Annotated in this window: 17 protein-coding genes; all 17 read right to left on the reverse strand. The window is 35.7% G+C overall.

The features are described from left to right. Positions 1-184: 184 nt before the first annotated feature. A complete protein-coding gene (locus GHI93_RS12100) occupies positions 185-1,186 on the reverse strand; it encodes a LacI family DNA-binding transcriptional regulator (RefSeq protein WP_153497271.1) in 1,002 nt (333 codons plus the stop codon). A gap of 45 nt (positions 1,187-1,231) precedes the next feature. Further along, the gene (locus tag GHI93_RS12105; RefSeq protein ID WP_153497272.1) at positions 1,232-3,424 is read right to left on the reverse strand and encodes a TIM-barrel domain-containing protein; all 2,193 of its coding nucleotides are present in this window, start codon (positions 3,422-3,424) and stop codon (positions 1,232-1,234) included. Between the two features lie 2 nt (positions 3,425-3,426). Then, a complete protein-coding gene (locus GHI93_RS12110) occupies positions 3,427-4,053 on the reverse strand; it encodes a DUF624 domain-containing protein (RefSeq protein ID WP_153497273.1) in 627 nt (208 codons plus the stop codon). Between the two features lie 76 nt (positions 4,054-4,129). Next, positions 4,130-5,641 carry a glycosyl hydrolase family 28 protein gene (locus GHI93_RS12115; RefSeq protein WP_153497274.1) on the reverse strand — a complete coding sequence of 504 codons (1,512 nt, stop codon included), beginning with the start codon at positions 5,639-5,641 and terminating at the stop codon, positions 4,130-4,132. A gap of 67 nt (positions 5,642-5,708) precedes the next feature. Then, positions 5,709-7,274 (reverse strand): type 2 periplasmic-binding domain-containing protein, encoded by a 1,566-nt coding sequence (locus tag GHI93_RS12120; RefSeq protein ID WP_153497275.1) that lies wholly within the window; start codon positions 7,272-7,274, stop codon positions 5,709-5,711. Between the two features lie 69 nt (positions 7,275-7,343). Beyond that, positions 7,344-8,246: a carbohydrate ABC transporter permease gene (locus tag GHI93_RS12125; RefSeq protein ID WP_153497276.1), complete on the reverse strand. Its 903-nt coding sequence runs from the start codon at positions 8,244-8,246 to the stop codon at positions 7,344-7,346. Positions 8,247-8,261: 15 nt separating this feature from the next. After that, positions 8,262-9,200, reverse strand: coding sequence for an ABC transporter permease (locus GHI93_RS12130; protein ID WP_153497286.1), 939 nt, complete (start codon positions 9,198-9,200; stop codon positions 8,262-8,264). Positions 9,201-9,535: 335 nt separating this feature from the next. Next, a complete protein-coding gene (locus GHI93_RS12135) occupies positions 9,536-10,189 on the reverse strand; it encodes a trimeric intracellular cation channel family protein (RefSeq protein WP_153497277.1) in 654 nt (217 codons plus the stop codon). Between the two features lie 111 nt (positions 10,190-10,300). Next, on the reverse strand, positions 10,301-12,241 hold the full coding sequence (gene thrS / locus GHI93_RS12140; protein ID WP_153497278.1) for a threonine--tRNA ligase: 1,941 nt from the start codon (positions 12,239-12,241) through the stop codon (positions 10,301-10,303). Positions 12,242-12,645: 404 nt separating this feature from the next. Further along, a complete protein-coding gene (locus GHI93_RS12145) occupies positions 12,646-12,963 on the reverse strand; it encodes an ATP cone domain-containing protein (protein WP_153497279.1) in 318 nt (105 codons plus the stop codon). 183 nt (positions 12,964-13,146) lie between these two features. Continuing rightward, positions 13,147-14,367: an MFS transporter gene (locus GHI93_RS12150; protein WP_153497280.1), complete on the reverse strand. Its 1,221-nt coding sequence runs from the start codon at positions 14,365-14,367 to the stop codon at positions 13,147-13,149. Continuing rightward, a complete protein-coding gene (locus GHI93_RS12155; RefSeq protein WP_153497281.1) occupies positions 14,364-14,591 on the reverse strand; it encodes a class III lanthionine synthetase LanKC N-terminal domain-containing protein in 228 nt (75 codons plus the stop codon). The genes GHI93_RS12150 and GHI93_RS12155 overlap by 4 nt, the downstream gene beginning before the upstream one ends. A gap of 235 nt (positions 14,592-14,826) precedes the next feature. Further along, on the reverse strand, positions 14,827-15,666 hold the full coding sequence (locus GHI93_RS12160; RefSeq protein WP_153497282.1) for an Rgg/GadR/MutR family transcriptional regulator: 840 nt from the start codon (positions 15,664-15,666) through the stop codon (positions 14,827-14,829). Positions 15,667-15,755: 89 nt separating this feature from the next. Next, positions 15,756-16,364 (reverse strand): nitroreductase family protein, encoded by a 609-nt coding sequence (locus tag GHI93_RS12165; RefSeq protein WP_153497283.1) that lies wholly within the window; start codon positions 16,362-16,364, stop codon positions 15,756-15,758. A gap of 338 nt (positions 16,365-16,702) precedes the next feature. After that, positions 16,703-17,332, reverse strand: a complete 630-nt coding sequence (gene upp, locus GHI93_RS12170; RefSeq protein ID WP_153497284.1) for a uracil phosphoribosyltransferase — start codon at positions 17,330-17,332, stop codon at positions 16,703-16,705. 380 nt (positions 17,333-17,712) lie between these two features. Continuing rightward, complete coding sequence (locus GHI93_RS12175) at positions 17,713-17,928, reverse strand: hypothetical protein (protein WP_153497285.1); 216 nt, start codon at positions 17,926-17,928, stop codon at positions 17,713-17,715. Between the two features lie 58 nt (positions 17,929-17,986). Further along, positions 17,987-18,169, reverse strand: a 183-nt coding sequence (locus tag GHI93_RS13020) for a hypothetical protein (RefSeq protein ID WP_211368903.1), incomplete at its 5' end; no start/stop codon positions are given.

The following is an 18,169-nucleotide window of genomic DNA, read 5'->3' on the forward strand; positions in this document are numbered from 1 at the left end:
AAGGATTTTATATGATCGAACTGACTTTTTTTCGCCCTCGTTCGGTTTCCCGAACAAGCAACTATATTAGTATACCAAACCTTTTCTTTCTTGTCAATTCTTAGCTACATCTTTTTTGCTTTTTTTTCGCAATCCTTTATTTTTCTCGTTTTCTCTACAATTTCACAAAAAAAAATAGTTAAATTTAACTATTTTTTGTCACACTATCTCGCTCAATAAGATAAGAATTTGAATAAAAATCGCTGCTTGTTTCTTGGTTAATTGACATAATTAGTTTTTTCATTGCAATTTCTCCTTTTTCTACTTGATCAATCGCAATCGTCGTTAGTTTTGGAGAAACAAAATCACAGAATTCAGCATTATCTACCCCAATAATCGAAATATCTTTAAATATTTGATTGAGTTTAACTGCTAAAATATCAGCCGTCGCATAAATAGCGCTAAAAGGTTGTGCCATCAGATAAGGTTTCACACTTTGTAAGACATCTTGATAGTTCGGAGTAGGTGTGGTTGCTACTAAAAATTGACCGCTACTTTTTTGGGCAAAATATTTTTTAAATGCAGAAAATCTTTTTTCGATAACGCTCGGTGCAGCATCAAAATCAAAACTACAGAACAAAATATTTTCATGTCCTTGCTCCACCAGATAATCCACCGCTATTTTGGAAACTTCATCTTCATCCGTTCCAACAAAATTCCGTGCTTTTTCTGAATTTGTTGTTATTCTTTTACGATAGGTATCTACGTAAGTGACTGGTACAAATATATTTTTATCAACTTGAGAAAAGTCATAGCTGCTCACACCAATCATGATAAAACCAGCAAATGTCCAATTCCTTTGTAAAACTTCAATATCTTCTGCTTTGTCTATTGAACGAATCATTGTAAAATAGCCATACTTATTCGCAACGTTTTCAATCCCAGTAAGGATAGACGACACAAATGGATCAGTGAAATCTGTATAACTTTCTTTACTATAAAAAAGTACACCAATTAATTGAGAAGAACCCGTTCTTAAATTTGACGCATTCTGATTTGGAACGTAATTATACTTCTCAACTAGCTTTAATATTTTTTCTTTTGTTTTTATAGATACTTTTGCATTTTTTCCATGGATAACATTCGAGACAGTCATAACTGAAACGTCTGCTAATTTTGCAATTTCTTTTAACGTGATTTTTGCCATAACTAGACCTCTGTATATGCTCCATTATACATAAATCTATTTTCTTTATCTACTGCTATAAAGTATTTCAAACAAAGAATCTTGTAATTCTATATTATTTAACTGTTTGATATATGCCACTTTTTTATCAAAATCAGATATATTCGACAATTTTTGATAAATCGTATCTTTTTCATCGTAAGGTAATTCAGCAATATCTAATCGTCTAAATAGATTTTTTCGAAAATCCCAGTCAAACTTTTGAATATAGCTCGTTAAATCCAGTGAAAAATTTCCGGACAAAGTTGTTATTTCATGTCCAGCATAAATTATCGTGTGTTTTCGAGACGTTAGATTCTTCTCTGTTAAGTTCAAAATTCCTTTATCAAAAGTAACCGTTGTTTCATTGTTATCTTCAACTAAGCAATAGTGTCCTTTGCCTTGTGGGAAAATTTTCCATATCATTTCTGAAGGTATTTCTTCACGTAACATTGGATTTTTATCTAATGGAATAATCGCTCCAGCTTTTACAAATACAGGTATTTCATCTATTTCTCTGTAAATTTTGAGTTCTGTATCTCCTTCGTATTTTTCACCAGTGAAAAAGTCATACCATGTTCCTTCGGGCAGCCACACATCTACTTCACCCATTTGTAATTCTGGGTTAATTTTATGAGTAATTGGTGCAACAAGCATATCCCCACCAAATAAATATTGATTTTTGTGGTTATAAGCTTCTTCTTGTAGAGGATAAGCATAGTACATAGGCTCAACAAGTGCCTTCCCTTTTGTAGCTGTTTCAATATTTGCCGTGTAAAGATAAGGAATGAGAGAATGACGCAGGCGCAAAAATTTCTCCATCGCTTCTTCTATAACTTTGTCAAAATGCCAAGGTTCTTTGCTAGTAAACTCTGATTTTGATGAGTGCAAACGGTTAATCGGTGAGAAAACACCATATTCTAGCCAGCGAAGACTTAATTCAGCATCTTTTCTTCCGTGCATATGTCCGCCGATATCATGGCTCCACCAAGTATATCCAATGTTAGACGCCGTGCTGGTAAAATAAGGTTGGAAATCAAGACTATCCCAAGAAATCACAGTATCGCCAGAAAACCCTAAAGGATAACGATGACTGCCCGGTCCTGCATAACGGCTCAAAATAATATTGTTTTGAGAGAGTTTTTGCGCATCTTTGTATTGATAATGATTGAGTAGCCAAAGTGGGTCAACACCCGTTGAAGAAACAGCACCTTGTTGCCAATCAAGCCACCAAAAATCAACACCATCTTTTTCAAGTGAACCATGGACATCTTCAAAATAAGATTTACGAAAATCAGGATTATTAAAATCAAATTTTGCAGGTTCTTCGAGTTCTTTATTGAGATGAAGATGTTCGGCAACTTTTGGATAATCATCTTCAAAGGCACGAATACCGTCTGCTGGATGGTCATTCAATGTGACTTTTAATTTTTTATCATGAAGTTGTTGGATAAATTCTTTCGGATGAGGAAAAAGTTTTTTATTCCACGAATATCCCGTCCAACCTGAGCCATATTTAGTCGGAACTTCAGCCACTTTGTGCCAATCCATGTCAATCACTGAAACAGATAATGGGACTTTTTTATCTTGAAACTTATCCATTAAGGCCAAATATGACTCTTGCGAATATTCATAATAACGGCTCCACCAATTTCCAAGAACAAAGCGTGGAAGCTGAGGTGTGTTTCCTGTTAAATGATAATAATCTTTTAATGCTTGACGATAGTTTCTCCCATAAGCAAAGAAATAAATATCAATATTTGAACGATGATGATTTTCCACATCTTCTTTATCATTCATTTCCCAACTATTATCCGTCAAAATCGCAAAACCATTTTTAGACATGATGCCATCTTCTAACTGACATTCGCCATCAATCGTATCTAGGGTTCTTGTTGTACCTCCAAGATTACCATCAATCTTTTCTCCAAAATACCAGCGATTTGAATATACACTAAAAGCAAAGCGTACATCAGCATACAGACTACCTTTCATAAAAGTTCCACCTGTATAATAAAGATGCACAGCATCTGTTAAAATCTCGATTGAGTTTTCCTTCTTGATGATGTCAAACTTCACTGGAGAAAATTCTCTATTTTGAACGATTTGTGTTTTGTTATCTTCAAAATTTCCTGTCTCACTATACTCAATTCGTATTAAATTTTCCGTTAAAATTTCAAAACGTGCTTTATCAAATTTGATTATTCTATTTTCTTCCATTTTTAATTCCGTTCTAATTTATCAAATACCTGTTTTATCATTACACCTGAAAAATAGTTTATAAAAGCAAAATCACCAAAAGTAAATAAGTAAATCATTGTAAGTAGCGCTACTGGGCTGGACAAGGCAAAATACACAATAAAGCTATTATAAATCACTAAAAATACTGTCTGAAACAAGTGTTGTAAGCTTAATCCTAAGACGTTTTTTACAGCAACTTGCAACTTATCTTGATAACGCCCAATATAAGCAAAAAGATAAGAGATTTCAATAGCTAGAAAGACAACTGCCAAAATAGTTACCACACCAAATAAGAAAGATAAGGCTATAAACAAATGCCCTAGCAAACGAAAATCTAGGAAAAAGAGTAGTCCAAGTACGACGATTATCAGCCAAGAAATAGTAGCTTGCTTGAAATTATTTTGAAAAAGTCTAAAATAATTCGCTATCAACCGTTCATCTTTCTTGCGTAAAATATTTTGAATACTCGTTTGCAACGCGCACAAACTAGCGCCTATCGTAATCAAGGAAATACTTGTTAGGATGAACAATGTATTTAAAATAATTAGATTTGCTATGAGCGCTAAAAACCGCATGGGGGGACTATCTAAACTTAATAATCTTTTCATCTTTAATACCTATAAATAGTAAGTCAGAGATTTAGGAGGACATCTCTGGCTTATTATAACATTTTTAGTGAAGCGGTTACTTGAATGGAGAGAAATAAGGTGAATTTTTATCACTTACGTGTCCTGCAAGGTTCGCTTCATTGATCATACTCGTAAAATTAAGAGCTTGCTTTTTAAAATAAATATTTTTTAGTTGAATGTTCTTCATTTGAGATTTACCACCACTGTCTTCATTGAGCAAACGTAATCCACAAGACGATTTTTCACCAGCAAGTACCCAAACACCTTCAACTAAGACGTTTTCAATGGAACGATTGCCATCATTATTTGTCCATGAAGCATCTCCACCCATCTCTTCAGAGTTACCATTATCAAAATCTATTAGATAAGGCCAGCCGCCACCTTCACCATGCGTTCCTGAAACACCCATTTGTGCATCTTCTAAAATAATATTTTTGAAAGTCACATTTGAAATGCTACAATTATCCGCATTGTGAATCGAAATCGGTGCTTTATGAAAAGCGTGTAGTACGTCAATATTTTCAAATAACACATTGGATAGTTTCATCGAAGTGAGAGGATTGCCTTTATTGGTTTCAAAGCCAATTTCCATTGACTGTGCTAAATCTGTCCATATTAGACTATTGGTTACTTTAATATTCTGTGTATTCGTGTTTGTGTAATTTTTCAGAACAATACTATCGTCCCATGAGCGAATAAATGAATGATCTATTGTCACATCTTGTGAGCTTTGAATGGTGATGCCATCACTATTATCACGACAGGAAATAATCTTCAAATTGTGAATAGCAACGTGCGTGCTGTTATAAAGTTGCACGACCCAGTCGTTAGGGTCAAAAATATTGATGCCATCAATCGTGACATGATCAGCGTTTGGAACATTGATAGCTGGTGGACCACCTTGTGTTAAGATCCCACGTCCTAACAATTTTGAATCAGAAGCCATCGTTACCGGTCCATCTATAACAGAACCGGCTGCAAGATAGACTGTTTGTCCTTGTGCAATATTAAGTGGTCCGTCAACTCGTCCTTTAATGACTTTTGCACTTGCTGGGATTTTTTCTTGTGGCGGATTAGCAAAGATTAAGAGATCTTTAGTGATGGAATCGCCATTCATCTCTACGGAATACTGTCCCCACTTTTTGAGCGTAAAGAAAACTGTTTTTCCTTTTATTTTTGTTTTTACATCAGCTGTTGCTGGTCTTACTTGGACTGATTTTACAGCTTTAGGGTAAACAACGGCTACTGTAATCTTGCCTTTCATGTCAAAAGTTGCGACGGCTGCTTTTTTCAGTAAACTATCATCAGTTGGATAATTTCGTTTTGGGTTTGTATTGACGCTGTAGAGTTGAAGAGCTTGAGTCTGTTTAGAATCTTGAACATAAACTTTCATTTCTTTAAATTCTCTCATCCCTTTAGCAAATGGATACGTTGTTATTTCTCCATTTCCTTTTCTTCCGCTCTGTAAGAGTGTCTGATGTTGGTTTAACATCACTGTTCCTCCTGCAATCAATAGTAACAAAACAATTATTATTGAGATGATAATCGTTTTCCTATGGTTTTTCATTGTTTGCTCCACAGAATCTTTTATAAAGTTCAGTCAGAACGATGGTGCTCTGACTGAAAACTTTCATTTATTTTTTCAATTCTTTTTCGTAACGGTTGTAAGCGTCAGTCTGAATCTTCATGAATTTTTGAAGTCCCATGGCATTCAATTTACTCACATAAGCTTTGTAAGAAGCGTCAGTCAAGCCACCCTTTGTGACCCATTTTGCTTCTTGTTGTGTGGCGTAAGAATTGATGTCAGGTAAAAGTTGAGCCATTGTTGTCAATTCTGCATTTGTATAAGTAACATTTGGATAGGCAGGTAGAGCGTATTTCTTATATTTCGCATCCATTGCTAATTTTTGAGCATCGCCATTTGTTGAATCTTGGAAAGTGACATCTTTATTTGATTTTGTCCAAGTCTTAGGACCAAAATCACGCAGAGAATCTACCCAAGCTTGTGTATCTGCTGTTGTGCCAGACTTTGCTTTTAAAACTTCGTAACCTGTACTTGTTTTCTTTGTAGCAACACCAAATTCTCCATAAGTGTTTTGGATTGAAGCGTCGTTAGTATAGAATTTATCTACCCATTTCATCAAGGCTTTTACATTTTTAGCTTTTGTCGTTACCATAAATTCATTACGGTTTTCATTGTAATGATCCGGATCTGAGAAGACATAAGCTTTGCCATCAGGGCCTTTAAGCGGTGGCAAGGCAACATAGTCTTTGGCATTGGCCCCAAAAGTTGCATCAGCTGTCCAGCCAGCAGAAACACCAACAACTTCTACCTTTGCCATCAAGTTAGCTTGAGTTTGTGTAGCGTCTTCTGTGTACATCTGAGGGTCAATCAATCCTTGAGAATAGGCAGTGTGCATAGCTTGGATACCTGCTTTGTAACGATCATTCGTGTAAACAAAGGTTGGTTTGCCATTCCAGAGTGCTACGTCATTTGGCTGAACGTCTGATTCTAGGTTGCCAAATGGTAGAATGTAGGCAAAGGTTGGATTGACATTACCTGGCGCATAAGGAATTTCATCTGCTTTTCCATCACCGTTGGGATCTTGCGTCTTGAATGCTTGCAATACTTTTACAAATTCCACATAAGTCGTTGGCATTTGTAAACCAAGTTTATCCAGCCATTTCTTGTTGATGAAGAGTTGATTCGCAATCGTTGGACGCACTGGTTCGTTCTTTGGGAGAGACCAAATCTTGCCGTCAGGACTTGTAATCATTGCTTTGAGGGCTGGATTTTCTTTGAGAGCTTTGGTCAAGTTGGGCATGTCTGTTTTATTGATGTATTTGTTTAATGGGATAAAATCTGCTTGATTTTGAGCAATTTGTTGATCTGTAAAGGTGATTGAACCCATGAAAGCGTCTGGAAGGTCGCCTCCTGCCATCATGGTTGACTGTTTATCTGTCCAGTTCGCATCCAAATAAACATTCCATTTGACATTGATACCTGCTTGTTTGGCTAGTTTATTGGGGAATTTTTCAAAAGTTGTTCCCCAGTCCGACCAGCGGACAGTTGCTACGGTAAAGTTTTTGTTTCCTGCGTCAGCCTTCTTTGATGAATTGCTTCCACAAGCAGACAAGAGCGTCACTGCTGCGAGAATTGATGCTGCGCTGGCAGCAACTTTGAGTGTACGATTTTTCATTAGTAATCTCCTTAGATTATTGTATTAATAACAATTTTTTATATCATTCGTCTAAAAACAAAGTTGAAATTATTCTTTGATGGCACCAATCATTGCCCCTTGATTAAAGTATTTTTGTAAAAATGGGTAAAGACACATAACTGGTAATGTTGAAACAACGATAGAAGCATATTTCATCATATTGGCCGTTTGTTGAAGCTGCTGTGCTACATCTCCTGTTGCTTGTGATTGGAGCGTTTGATTGGTAATCAGTAGCTGCCTTAACAGTAATTGTAGAGGTTGTAAATTTGAATTGGATAAGTAGATTAATGCGTTAAACCATGAATTCCAGATTCCGACTGCTGTCCAAAGTCCAATAACTGCTAAAATTGCTTTGGACAAGGGCAAAACGATTTGCACAAAATAACGAATGGTCCCTGCGCCGTCCATCTGAGCAGCTTCCCATAGCCCTTCGGGAATAGATTGTTGGAAGAATGTTCTTGCAACAATGATATTGTAAGAAGAAACTGAGAAAGGAATAATCATGACCCAAATCGTATTGAGAAGTCCAAATTGTTTCGTTACTAAGTATATGGGAATCAAGCCACCTGAGACAAACATCGGAATGACGTACATGAGTGCAATCCAACGTCTGCCAAATAAATCTTTCCGCGTTAAGGCATAACCGACAGGAATATTGACAAAAAGAGCAAATGCTGTGCCTGCGACGGTATAAAAGATCGTATTAAAATAGGAGCGCCAAATGAGTGGTTGAGAGAACAGTGTTGTGTAGCCTTTTAAGTTGATTGATTTTGGTAAAAGCCAGACAGCTCCTGATGCGACATCTTGCGGATTTGAAAAGGAGGCGATAATAACAAACCACAAGGGATAGATGATGACCAAGATAAGGAGGGTTGAAAGAACAACATTCATAAAATCAAAAACTTTTTCTGATTTACTTCTGGGTTTTCTCTTCTTTTTTTCTTTTTTCATGCTATACTCCTTTCTTTAAAATAAACCAGTTTCTGTCAAGCGACGGGAAAGAAAATTCGCTGTAACGAGAATAACGAGATTGATGACTGTTTGAAAAAGGTTAATTGCCGTGGAATATGAATATTGGAATGATTGTAAGCCGACTTTATAAACGTAGGTCGAAATAATTTCACTTCCGGATAAATTCAGTGGATTTTGTAAGAGCAAGACTTTTTCAAAGCCGACATTGAGAAGTTGTCCGACTGCCATGATGAGCATAATCATGATTGTCGGTAAAAGTAATGGTAAATCAATCTTGATGATGCACTGAAGTCTTGTTGCCCCGTCCATTGTTGCTGCTTCATAATAGGTGGGGTCAATCGCCGAGAGCGCTGCAAGGTAGATGATAGAGTTCCAACCAATGTTTTGCCAAACATCTGACCAGACATTTAAGCTGGCAAAAGAATTGGGGTTGGCAATAATGTCTGGCATTTTGAGATTGAAAACATGAAGAAGATTGGCAACAAGTCCCGTTTGAGGTGAAAGAAATAAGAGGAGCATTCCTGCCATGACCATGGTTGAAATAAAGTGAGGAAGATAGGTTGTTACTTGAAAAAATTTCTTGAATACTTGATTGCGCAGCTGGTTGCAAAGCACCGCCAAAATAATGGGTAATGTGAAGCCAAAGAGTAAACCGTAAATGGCAATCTTTAAGGTGTTGAAAATCGTGGGCCAAAACATATAAGAACTAAAATATTGCTGAAACCACTTTAATCCAACCCAAGGACTTGCCCAAATACCGAGTGACGGCGAATAGTCTTTGAAAGCCATCAGAAGTCCATACATTGGGATATAGGCAAACATGATGAGTAAAATGGTGGCGGGAGCGAGTAAAAGGTAAAGTGATGCATTGTGTTTTAGTTTTTCTGTAAATAATTGATTTTTGCCTTTTCCATTCCTTTTTTGAGTAGTCATTTCCATTGAGTTCTCCTGCTTTTTCTTTGCTAGGAATATTTCTCTTGTACTTTGTACAAGAGAAAGGCTAGCCTTTCTCTTGTACTTTGTACAAGAGAAAGGCTAGCCTTTCATAATTTGAGTTAATTTCGTTGTAGGTTTAACGTTAAACTTAATAAATTAATGATACCACTTACATTTCGTTTGTCAAGACTTTTCTGAACGAAAACTTAAATTTAATTATTTTTTAACAAAAGAAATGATAAAGAAACAATTAATAACGCTAGAGAGTTCTCTATGTGCTCCTTTATTCTTTAATTGTTGATAAAAAAACTGGCTTTTAAGCCAGTATGTTCTCATTTTTTAATTCTTGGAAGATTAATTTTCATTTTTTCTGAGATGAGTCGAATTGTAACAATGATAAGAATTGCTAAAAGCATGTTCAGAGAGTGATTAAGGTAGGGAAATAGGACAACATAAAGTGTGCCTCCGATGATACAGGAAACAGCATAGATATTTTCTCTGAAAATCATGGGAACTTGATTAGCAATAACATCTCTGATCATCCCACCACCGACTCCTGTGACGACACCAAGAAATACAATGAAAAATAGATTGTGATTAAATCCTTTATCTATTCCACTGTTGATGCCGACAACAGTAAAAATACCAAGCCCTATTGCATCGGATAAAACAAGAATGAAATTATAAAGCTGAGATATTTTTAATATGCTTAGCGAATCACGTCTTTTTCTCGTTAAGAGGGCGATAATCATTGTTAAAATTGAGGCTATTGCTGAAATAATGATATAGTCTGGCGATTTCAACGAGCTTGGAGGGATAACTCCAAGGCAGACATCTCTGATAATTCCGCCACCAACGGCGGTTACTGCCGACATTGTTAAGATACCAAAAATATCTAGGCGGTGATTGATTCCGATCACCGTTCCTGAGACAGCAAATGCAATTGTTCCTATTATTTCTAAAAAACTGTAAATCGTGCTAAACAACGTAATCTCCTATCGCTCATTCTCTTGGTTTAATTATATCGTATCTTTGAATTTTTTTGACGTATAAGCGTTCAAAAAAACAGAATGAATTTAATTCATCCTGCTTGTTTATTATTTAGAACGACTCAGATTTTTCACATCTTGTGTTATCATCTCAACAAATGTTTCCAGTGGAACAACGGCTGTTTCAGTTGATCCATAGTGCCGAATATTGACTGTGTGGTCCGCCATTTCTTTGTCACCAATGACAATTTGATAGGGAACTTTTTTGGTTTGAGATTGACGAATTTTCCATCCCATTTTTTCATTTGCTTCATCTACGACGACACGAAATCCCTTGTCAGCCAGAAGTTTTTTGATTTCCCAAGCGTAATCTGCATGTATTTCGTTATTCACTGGAATGATTGTGGCTTGAGTTGGGGCAAGCCATGTTGGAAATGCTCCTTTGTACGTCTCAATCAAATAAGCCATGAAACGTTCTAAAGTAGAAATAACACCACGGTGAATCATGACAGGACGATGTTTCTCACCATCTGCTCCAATATAAGTTACATCAAATTGTTCAGGAAGCAAGAAGTCAAGTTGTATGGTTGAGAGTGTCTCGTCATTACCGAGCGCTGTCCGAACTTGGATATCAAGTTTTGGACCATAGAATGCGGCTTCTCCTTCTGCTTCGACATAATCAAGATTCAAATCGTCCATTGTTGCTTTGAGCATCCGTTGAGCATTTTCCCACATCTCATCATTATCGAAATATTTCGTTTTATCTTCAGGATCGCGATAACTCAAGCGGAAATTGTAATCACTGATACCAAAATCACGATACATGTCCATAATGAGTTGCAAAATCTTAGAAAATTCTTCTTGAATTTGCTCTGGAGTCACAAAGGTATGACCATCATTCAAAGTCATTTCGCGTACGCGCTGAAGACCGGATAAGGCACCCGATTTTTCATATCGGTGCATCATTCCAAATTCTGCAATTCGAATCGGCAACTCACGATAAGAATGAACGGCATGTTGATAAATCGCAATGTGACTTGGACAATTCATTGGGCGAAGTTCCATGGATTCATTATCTCCCATATCCATCGGAGGAAACATGTCTTCGTGATAATGATCCCAGTGACCTGAGCGTTTATAGGTATTCAAATTCATCATGGCTGGGGTGATGACATGAAGGTAGCCATTTGCAACCTCTTGATCTTCAACGTAACGTTGGACAATGCGGCGAATTGTAGCTCCATCAGGAAGCCAGTAAGCTGTTCCAGCTCCAAGTTCAGCATCATTGAAGAAGAGATTCAATTCACGTCCGAGTTTGCGATGATCACGTTCTTTTGCTTCTTCACGTATTTTCAAATTTTCATCAAGTGCTTCTTTAGTGAACCACGCCGTTCCGTAAATGCGTTGCATCATTGCATTATCAGAATTCCCGCGCCAATAAGCCCCAGCGACATTGAGAAGATGGAAATATTTAATTACTCCAGTAGAAGGTACATGTGGTCCACGACAAAGATCTGTATATTCTCCTTGTGTATAAATTGTAAGTCCACCTGCATCTTCATTGTGTTCTTCAATGAGCTCGAGCTTGTAAGGATCGTTTGCAAAGATCTCTTTTGCTTCGGCTTTAGAAACTTCTTTGCGGACGGATTTGAAGTTTTCTTTGACAATCTTTTTCATCTCTGCTTCAATTTTAGGCAAATCCTCATTTGTGATTTGACCATCCGCATGATCTGTATCATAATAAAAGCCATCTCGAATTGCTGGTCCTACTCCAAAATGAATATTAGGAAAATGACGTTTTGCTGCTTGGGCAAATAAATGAGCGGCAGAGTGTCGCAAAATTCCAAGCGCATCTTCATGTTCTGGTGTTACAATTTCAAAATCACTATCTGAATCAATGGGACGCGTTGCATCAATCAACTTTCCATTCACTTTTCCAGCGAGCGTTTTTTTCGCCAAACTTGGAGAAATGGATTTAGCAATTTCAAAAGTTGTAACTCCTGCCTCAAATTCACGCACGTTACCATCAGGGAATGTTATTTTAATCATAATTAGCCTTTCTTTTTATCTTTTTCATGCTGTCAGTACTGACAGAAAAATGTGTAATAAAAAACGCAGAAATATGTCCTACAAAGGACGCCATTTCTGCGTGTTACCACCTTAATTTAGTTTTGTCAGTACTGACAAAACACTCTTCATTGACGTAACGTGTCAGAGACGCTTTTTGTTATTTCCAAAAAGAATAAAATCAGCACTGTGCTTCTGACAAAAGATAAAACACAGTATTTCGAGTGGTACTCTTGACTTCCAAATACAACTTCCCATCTCCCGTTGCTTTCTAAAAATCTTTCATCAAGAACATGTCTCTTCATACCCTATTCTAATCTCTAAACCAATTTTTGTCAAGTCATAAAATTAAAAAGTGAAAATTAAAAAATTTGATTTTTGAGCTTTTAATGTCTCTGATTAATATTTTGTTTCGTTTTATACGCGAGAAAATCTTTCGCAACTTCTTTATCAAAATCATTTAATTGTTTTACCACTTGATTTTGGATCGTTTCAATTTCTACCTTTTCAAAAGGTAGCTCCGAAATTACTTTTTCAACAATTTTTGTCACATTATTAGCAATCATATTAGCATGCAAAGGTTTTTCTGAATATTTCCCAAAAATCGCTGCTTTAAAAACCGCCGTTTGAATCCGAAAAGAATCCCAATCCACCACTCGTCCATTGCGTTTAATTACAACTTTATTTAAAAGTTTTGCTTGCATAAGTTCTCCTTTTTTTTATGATTTTATTATTTATTGTTTATTTAGCTCTTCTTTCATTATACCAAAAAAGGATGCAAACAAGAAATATCCTCTGTTAGAAAAAAAGCTTCTCAAAAGAGAAACTCTATACTGCCCCCCCCCCACAACTTTTCCTGCAGTCTGAGCGTTCAATTGAACTCTTTTTTACTGGCGAAAAATTATTAATAGTAAAATCAAGAAGACAAGAAGAGACAAAATAGAAATAATATAAAATGTGAGAGCGATGCCTATTAAATTTGCAAAAAACACAAAGATTGCTCCACCAAATGGTACCGAAAATGTAAAAATAGTCGTAATCCCTCCACCAATTTTCCCCAAATTTTCTGAAGAAACATTTTCCAGAATGAGACGATTGACTTTAGGACTCGCTTTGGCCGATATGTAAGCCAAAGAAAAGAGAAATATTAAAGAAATCAAGCCAAAATGAGTCACCAAAGCTGCAAAAAGTGCAATCATCAAAAAAGTAGCAATCATTAATTTGGGAAGTTCCCAATCTTTTAGTTTATCCCCCATAATAAATGAGCCTGCGAGCATTCCTAACATCAAAACAACGTTAAAAATCATTATAGCAGTCCCGTAATTCACAGAAAATGGATTAAATTTTAACATGGCCAAGCTGGTCAAAGGTCCAATACCCGCCAAAATAAAGTTGATAAAAACTAATGAAAATACTAGTACTAAAAAATTTGATGAACTATTTACAGTAAAAACATTACGAATTTGTGAAAAACTCTCTTTGATATTAAATTTAAACTTTTCATCAAAATTGACAGTCTTAAAAGTCAACTTTTTACGGAAAATCAATAAAAAGAAACCACTCAGTAAATATAAGATTCCATTAATCAAAACAACTAAAGAAAAGGATTGATGTGAAAGAGCCAGAATCGTTACACCCAAAGGTTGTCCGATAATTTCTATAATAGATGATAAACCCTGGATTTGTCCAAATGCTGGTTGTATTTCCTCTGCGCTTAGATTATTTTGTAAAATTGGTGCGCGTAACCCAGATTTATAACTGGTAATCAGGTCGGTCAAAATTTTCACACCAGCTATGCCCCAAAAACTAATCCAATTTTTCTCCATCATCAAAAAAATCAATAAAAAGAATAATACGGCTTGAATCCAGCTCGCACGAATCATAAAATTTGCTTTATTTTTTGTTCTATCGGCCAAAAATCCTGTGTAAGCTGCAAATATAATCGGTAACAAAAGGCAGAGTTCAGCCAATGAAATCATCATTTTCGGATGAGGCATGCTACTCGCATAAATCAAAAAAACAATGTTAAATAAACTCGTTCCCAACATAGAAAAAATAGAGCTGGACAACAAGGAAGCAAATGTTTTATTTTTTCTCAGTAAATTCATAGTTTCCTCCTTAATTCTTTGATAAATTTATAACCCTCATAACCTTTTAAAAAACCTTCTTCATAACTTTTAGTATAAAAATTATATAATTTTTGTTTTAATAAATATCTTTTCGTTAAATCAAAAACTTTTTCATAACTTTCAACTGTCGCAGAAACATGAATTTTAAAGCCATACTTTGGAAGTTTATATCTATCTGTCGTAAAATAAGTAAATTTTTCCATATTTTTTCCTTATAATAAAAACATCTGGCTGTACAAAGCCAGATACTTATAGACTAGCTCCCTGTAACGGGACAAATGAAAGTAATAACAATGTCTTCTTCATTATCAACTTCTTTTGGAAGAAGGTTAAGCTCACTCACCTGTTCTTTCATTTTGAAGACCTCCTTTATTTGATAATTTTATCTTACTGCAAAAAAATATACTTTTTTTGCGATTTCCTATATATAATAAAAAATTACAACTTTTGTTGCAATTTTTTTATTTCTTCTTGATAAAGTTTTGCTTTTTCTGGCATATAGAATTCTTCATACGTTTTTGCAATCTGTTCTAAAATAGAAATGGCCTCTCGAAAATTACCTGAAACCTCATATAAATCAGCTTCTTGTACAGCATATGAAATTCCAATTTCGATGTTTCCAATCTGCGGAATTAAAGATTTAAACTTTTCTAAATAAAATTTTACTTTTTCAGTTTGATTATTTTGTGCCAAAATGTAAATTGCGTTTCTCAAAATCATCAAAATCAAGTTATTATCTAAATTATCTTGCTCCAAAATATTATCCAGATAAAAAACAATGGATTGACTGTCAAGTTGTGTCAGCGCAATCGCAAAAAATTGGAGATTAGAGTATTTCCATTTTTTAATTTCATAAAAATAATTCTCTAAAATTTCTTGTTCAATTACCGTCAGTCGTTCAAATTTTCCATAATTGATTAGCATTGACTTTAATGCAATTATATTTAATTGATCTTGTTTTTTGCTCGTTTCACGATATTTTTTTCGCTCCTGTTCGTACAAATTGACTAATTCATCAATTTTTCCGGCTTGTTCTAACTTTCCGGCTTGTTCAAACAAGAGAGTCGTTTCATCCTTTTTTAAAAGGTCTGAAAATTCATTGATTGAAACATTGATGTTTCCAATCAGAGCAAAAAACTTTCCTATCGTCAAATCACCTTTGCCACATTCAAAGTGAGAGAGTTGAGAAATTGATAGGACTCCCTCACTTGCTTTAGCCAATGACATTTCTTTTTCTTGCCTTAATTCTCGAAACACTTTTCCGATTTCTGTCTTCATGATTTTCATTATAGCAAAAAAGAATGCAAACAAGAAATATCCTCTGTTAGAAAAAAGGCTTCTCAAAATAGAAACTTTTTAATCATAACTTAATTTGCTGACATAAAGCGTGCATCGTCATCCATAAATTCTTTTTCACCAGCTTTTGCTTCAATTGAACCAAAGACCAATTCTCCACGAAGTTTCCAACTTGCTGGAACATGGAAAGCTTTTGCAACTTCTTCATCAATCAATGGATTGTAGTGTTGAAGATTTGCACCGATACCGAGTTCTGCAAGTGCGGTCCAAGCATTGACAGAAGTGATTCCTGAAGCTTGTTCTGACCATACTGGGAAATTGTCTGCATAAAGTACAAATTGTTCTTGAAGATTTTTAACCACCTCTTGATCTTCAAAGAAAAGGGCTGTTCCATAGGCAGCTTTGAAACCATCCAATTTTGCTTTTGTTCCTTCAAATGCAGATTCTGGAACCCCTTGAGCTTTCATTGAAGCATGGACTGCATCAGCAACGATTTCTCCCCAAAGTTTTTCTTGTGCTGCTCCTGTAACAAAGAGCACGCGTGTCGTTTGGGAATTGAACGCTGATGGAGAAAGACGAACGGCTTGTTTGATTGTTTCAATTGCTTGATCTGGATTTTCAATATTTTTTCCAAGTGCATAGATTGAGCGGCGATTTTCTAGTGATTTCAAAAATGTCATTGTGATGTCCTCTTTTTTTAATTTATTTTAATTGTTTACATATGTAATCTTAGCATAAAAATTTACGTGTGTAAACAAATTTGTTTTTTATTTTATTTGCTCGCATTTTTGTAAATAAAAGAAATTTGATCCAACGCTCCAAAACAGATGCAAAAGTAAAAAAATAGCGAGATCAAAGCTCGCTATGCGTTCCTTCTTTCATGATGAACCACGCATCTCGTAAAACCAGCGCAACTCGTATTGAAAGCAAAGTTTTTTCCGTGAATTCCTAGCTATTTCACTCCAATTATAGGGCAAAATGGCTTGGGCATTTCAAAACAGCCAAAACTCTTTTTTCTTTATTTTGTCCCAAATAAGCGGTCCCCAGCATCCCCAAGTCCTGGAATGATGTATCCTTGCTCGTTGAGATGATCGTCAAGTGCCGCTGCATACATGTCCACATCGGGATGTGCTTTTTGGAACGCTTTAACCCCTTCTGGAGCGGCGACAAGACAGACGAATTTTATATTTTTAACGCCACGTTTTTTAAGAACGTCCACACCTAAAATAGCAGAACCACCTGTTGCAAGCATTGGATCAACCAAGAAAACTTGTCGCTCAGCAATATCTGTCGGCATTTTGACTAAATACTCAACTGGTTTTAGGGTTTCTTCATCACGATACATTCCGATATGTCCCACACGCGCAGCAGGAATTAATTTATAAATCCCATCAACCATACCAATCCCTGCTCGAAGAATAGGGACAATTGCTAATTTTTTACCAGCCAAACGTTGGGCGGTCATGTGTGCAACTGGCGTGTCAATTTCAACATCCTCAAGAGGGAGATCGCGAGAAACTTCATAAGCCATCAGCATCCCAATCTCATCTACAAGTTCACGAAATTCTTTAGATGAAGTTTCCTTGCGACGCAAGATAGAAAGTTTATGTTGAATGAGCGGATGTTCAACAACTTGAAATTTTGACATTTTATTCCTCCAATTTTAGCAGACCATCACTTTTTATTTCCGTTCGTTAGTCCAGAAAAGATGTGATGATCCTCTTTCTTATCTATTTTAACATTTTTTCTCTCTTTTAGGCGATCAAATTCAATTTTTATTTTAAAACAAAAAAGATGTCCACTGGACACCTTAATTTTTTATTGATTGTTGGAGACGAGTTTATTTTAGCTATTTTTTCTTAAAATAAGCTTAATTACATCATTCCACCCTTGAAAAACAGGCTTTTACAAAATTACATAACAAAAGCGAAACATGATTACAACGCACTTTATCGTTATTTTTTGATAAATACATTTACATAGTTTTTTGTACTTTTACGTACTTTTTGCCCACTCTTTGCCCACCAATTATAATATACTGTCTTGCTTTTTCAACTTAACAAGCAACTCCTTCAAGTTCATTGCTTCGTACTCTTTGCCTTCTATCTTCTTCATGTCTTGCTTATATTCAGCGACTACTTTATTGAATTCATCATCAGTCGATCCATCCATCTCTTCACGGGTTGGAATGTCACAGTCGATATAATCCGTGATAAATTCTCCGTCATAGATAGCAATAACCATGAATGTATCTCCTAAGTCAGCTATATCCTCAAGAGCTCTGTGGATAAGGTCTCCGCTCTCATAGCTCGTCTTTATTTTCATTTGTATGCCTTTCTGTTATTAATTCGTAAAGTTCTACGAACTCTTCTTTTGTGTATTTTTTATCTCTGATGAAATTCCTTGCTCTAGTGAAAGATGAGCGTCTATTATTTTCGGCTTTCTGTTCTTTAGTTAGCGAAGCTCTATATTTCTTGTCAGCTTC

It is taken from the genome of Lactococcus hircilactis (assembly GCF_009601015.1).
Lineage (GTDB): Bacteria > Bacillota > Bacilli > Lactobacillales > Streptococcaceae > Lactococcus > Lactococcus hircilactis.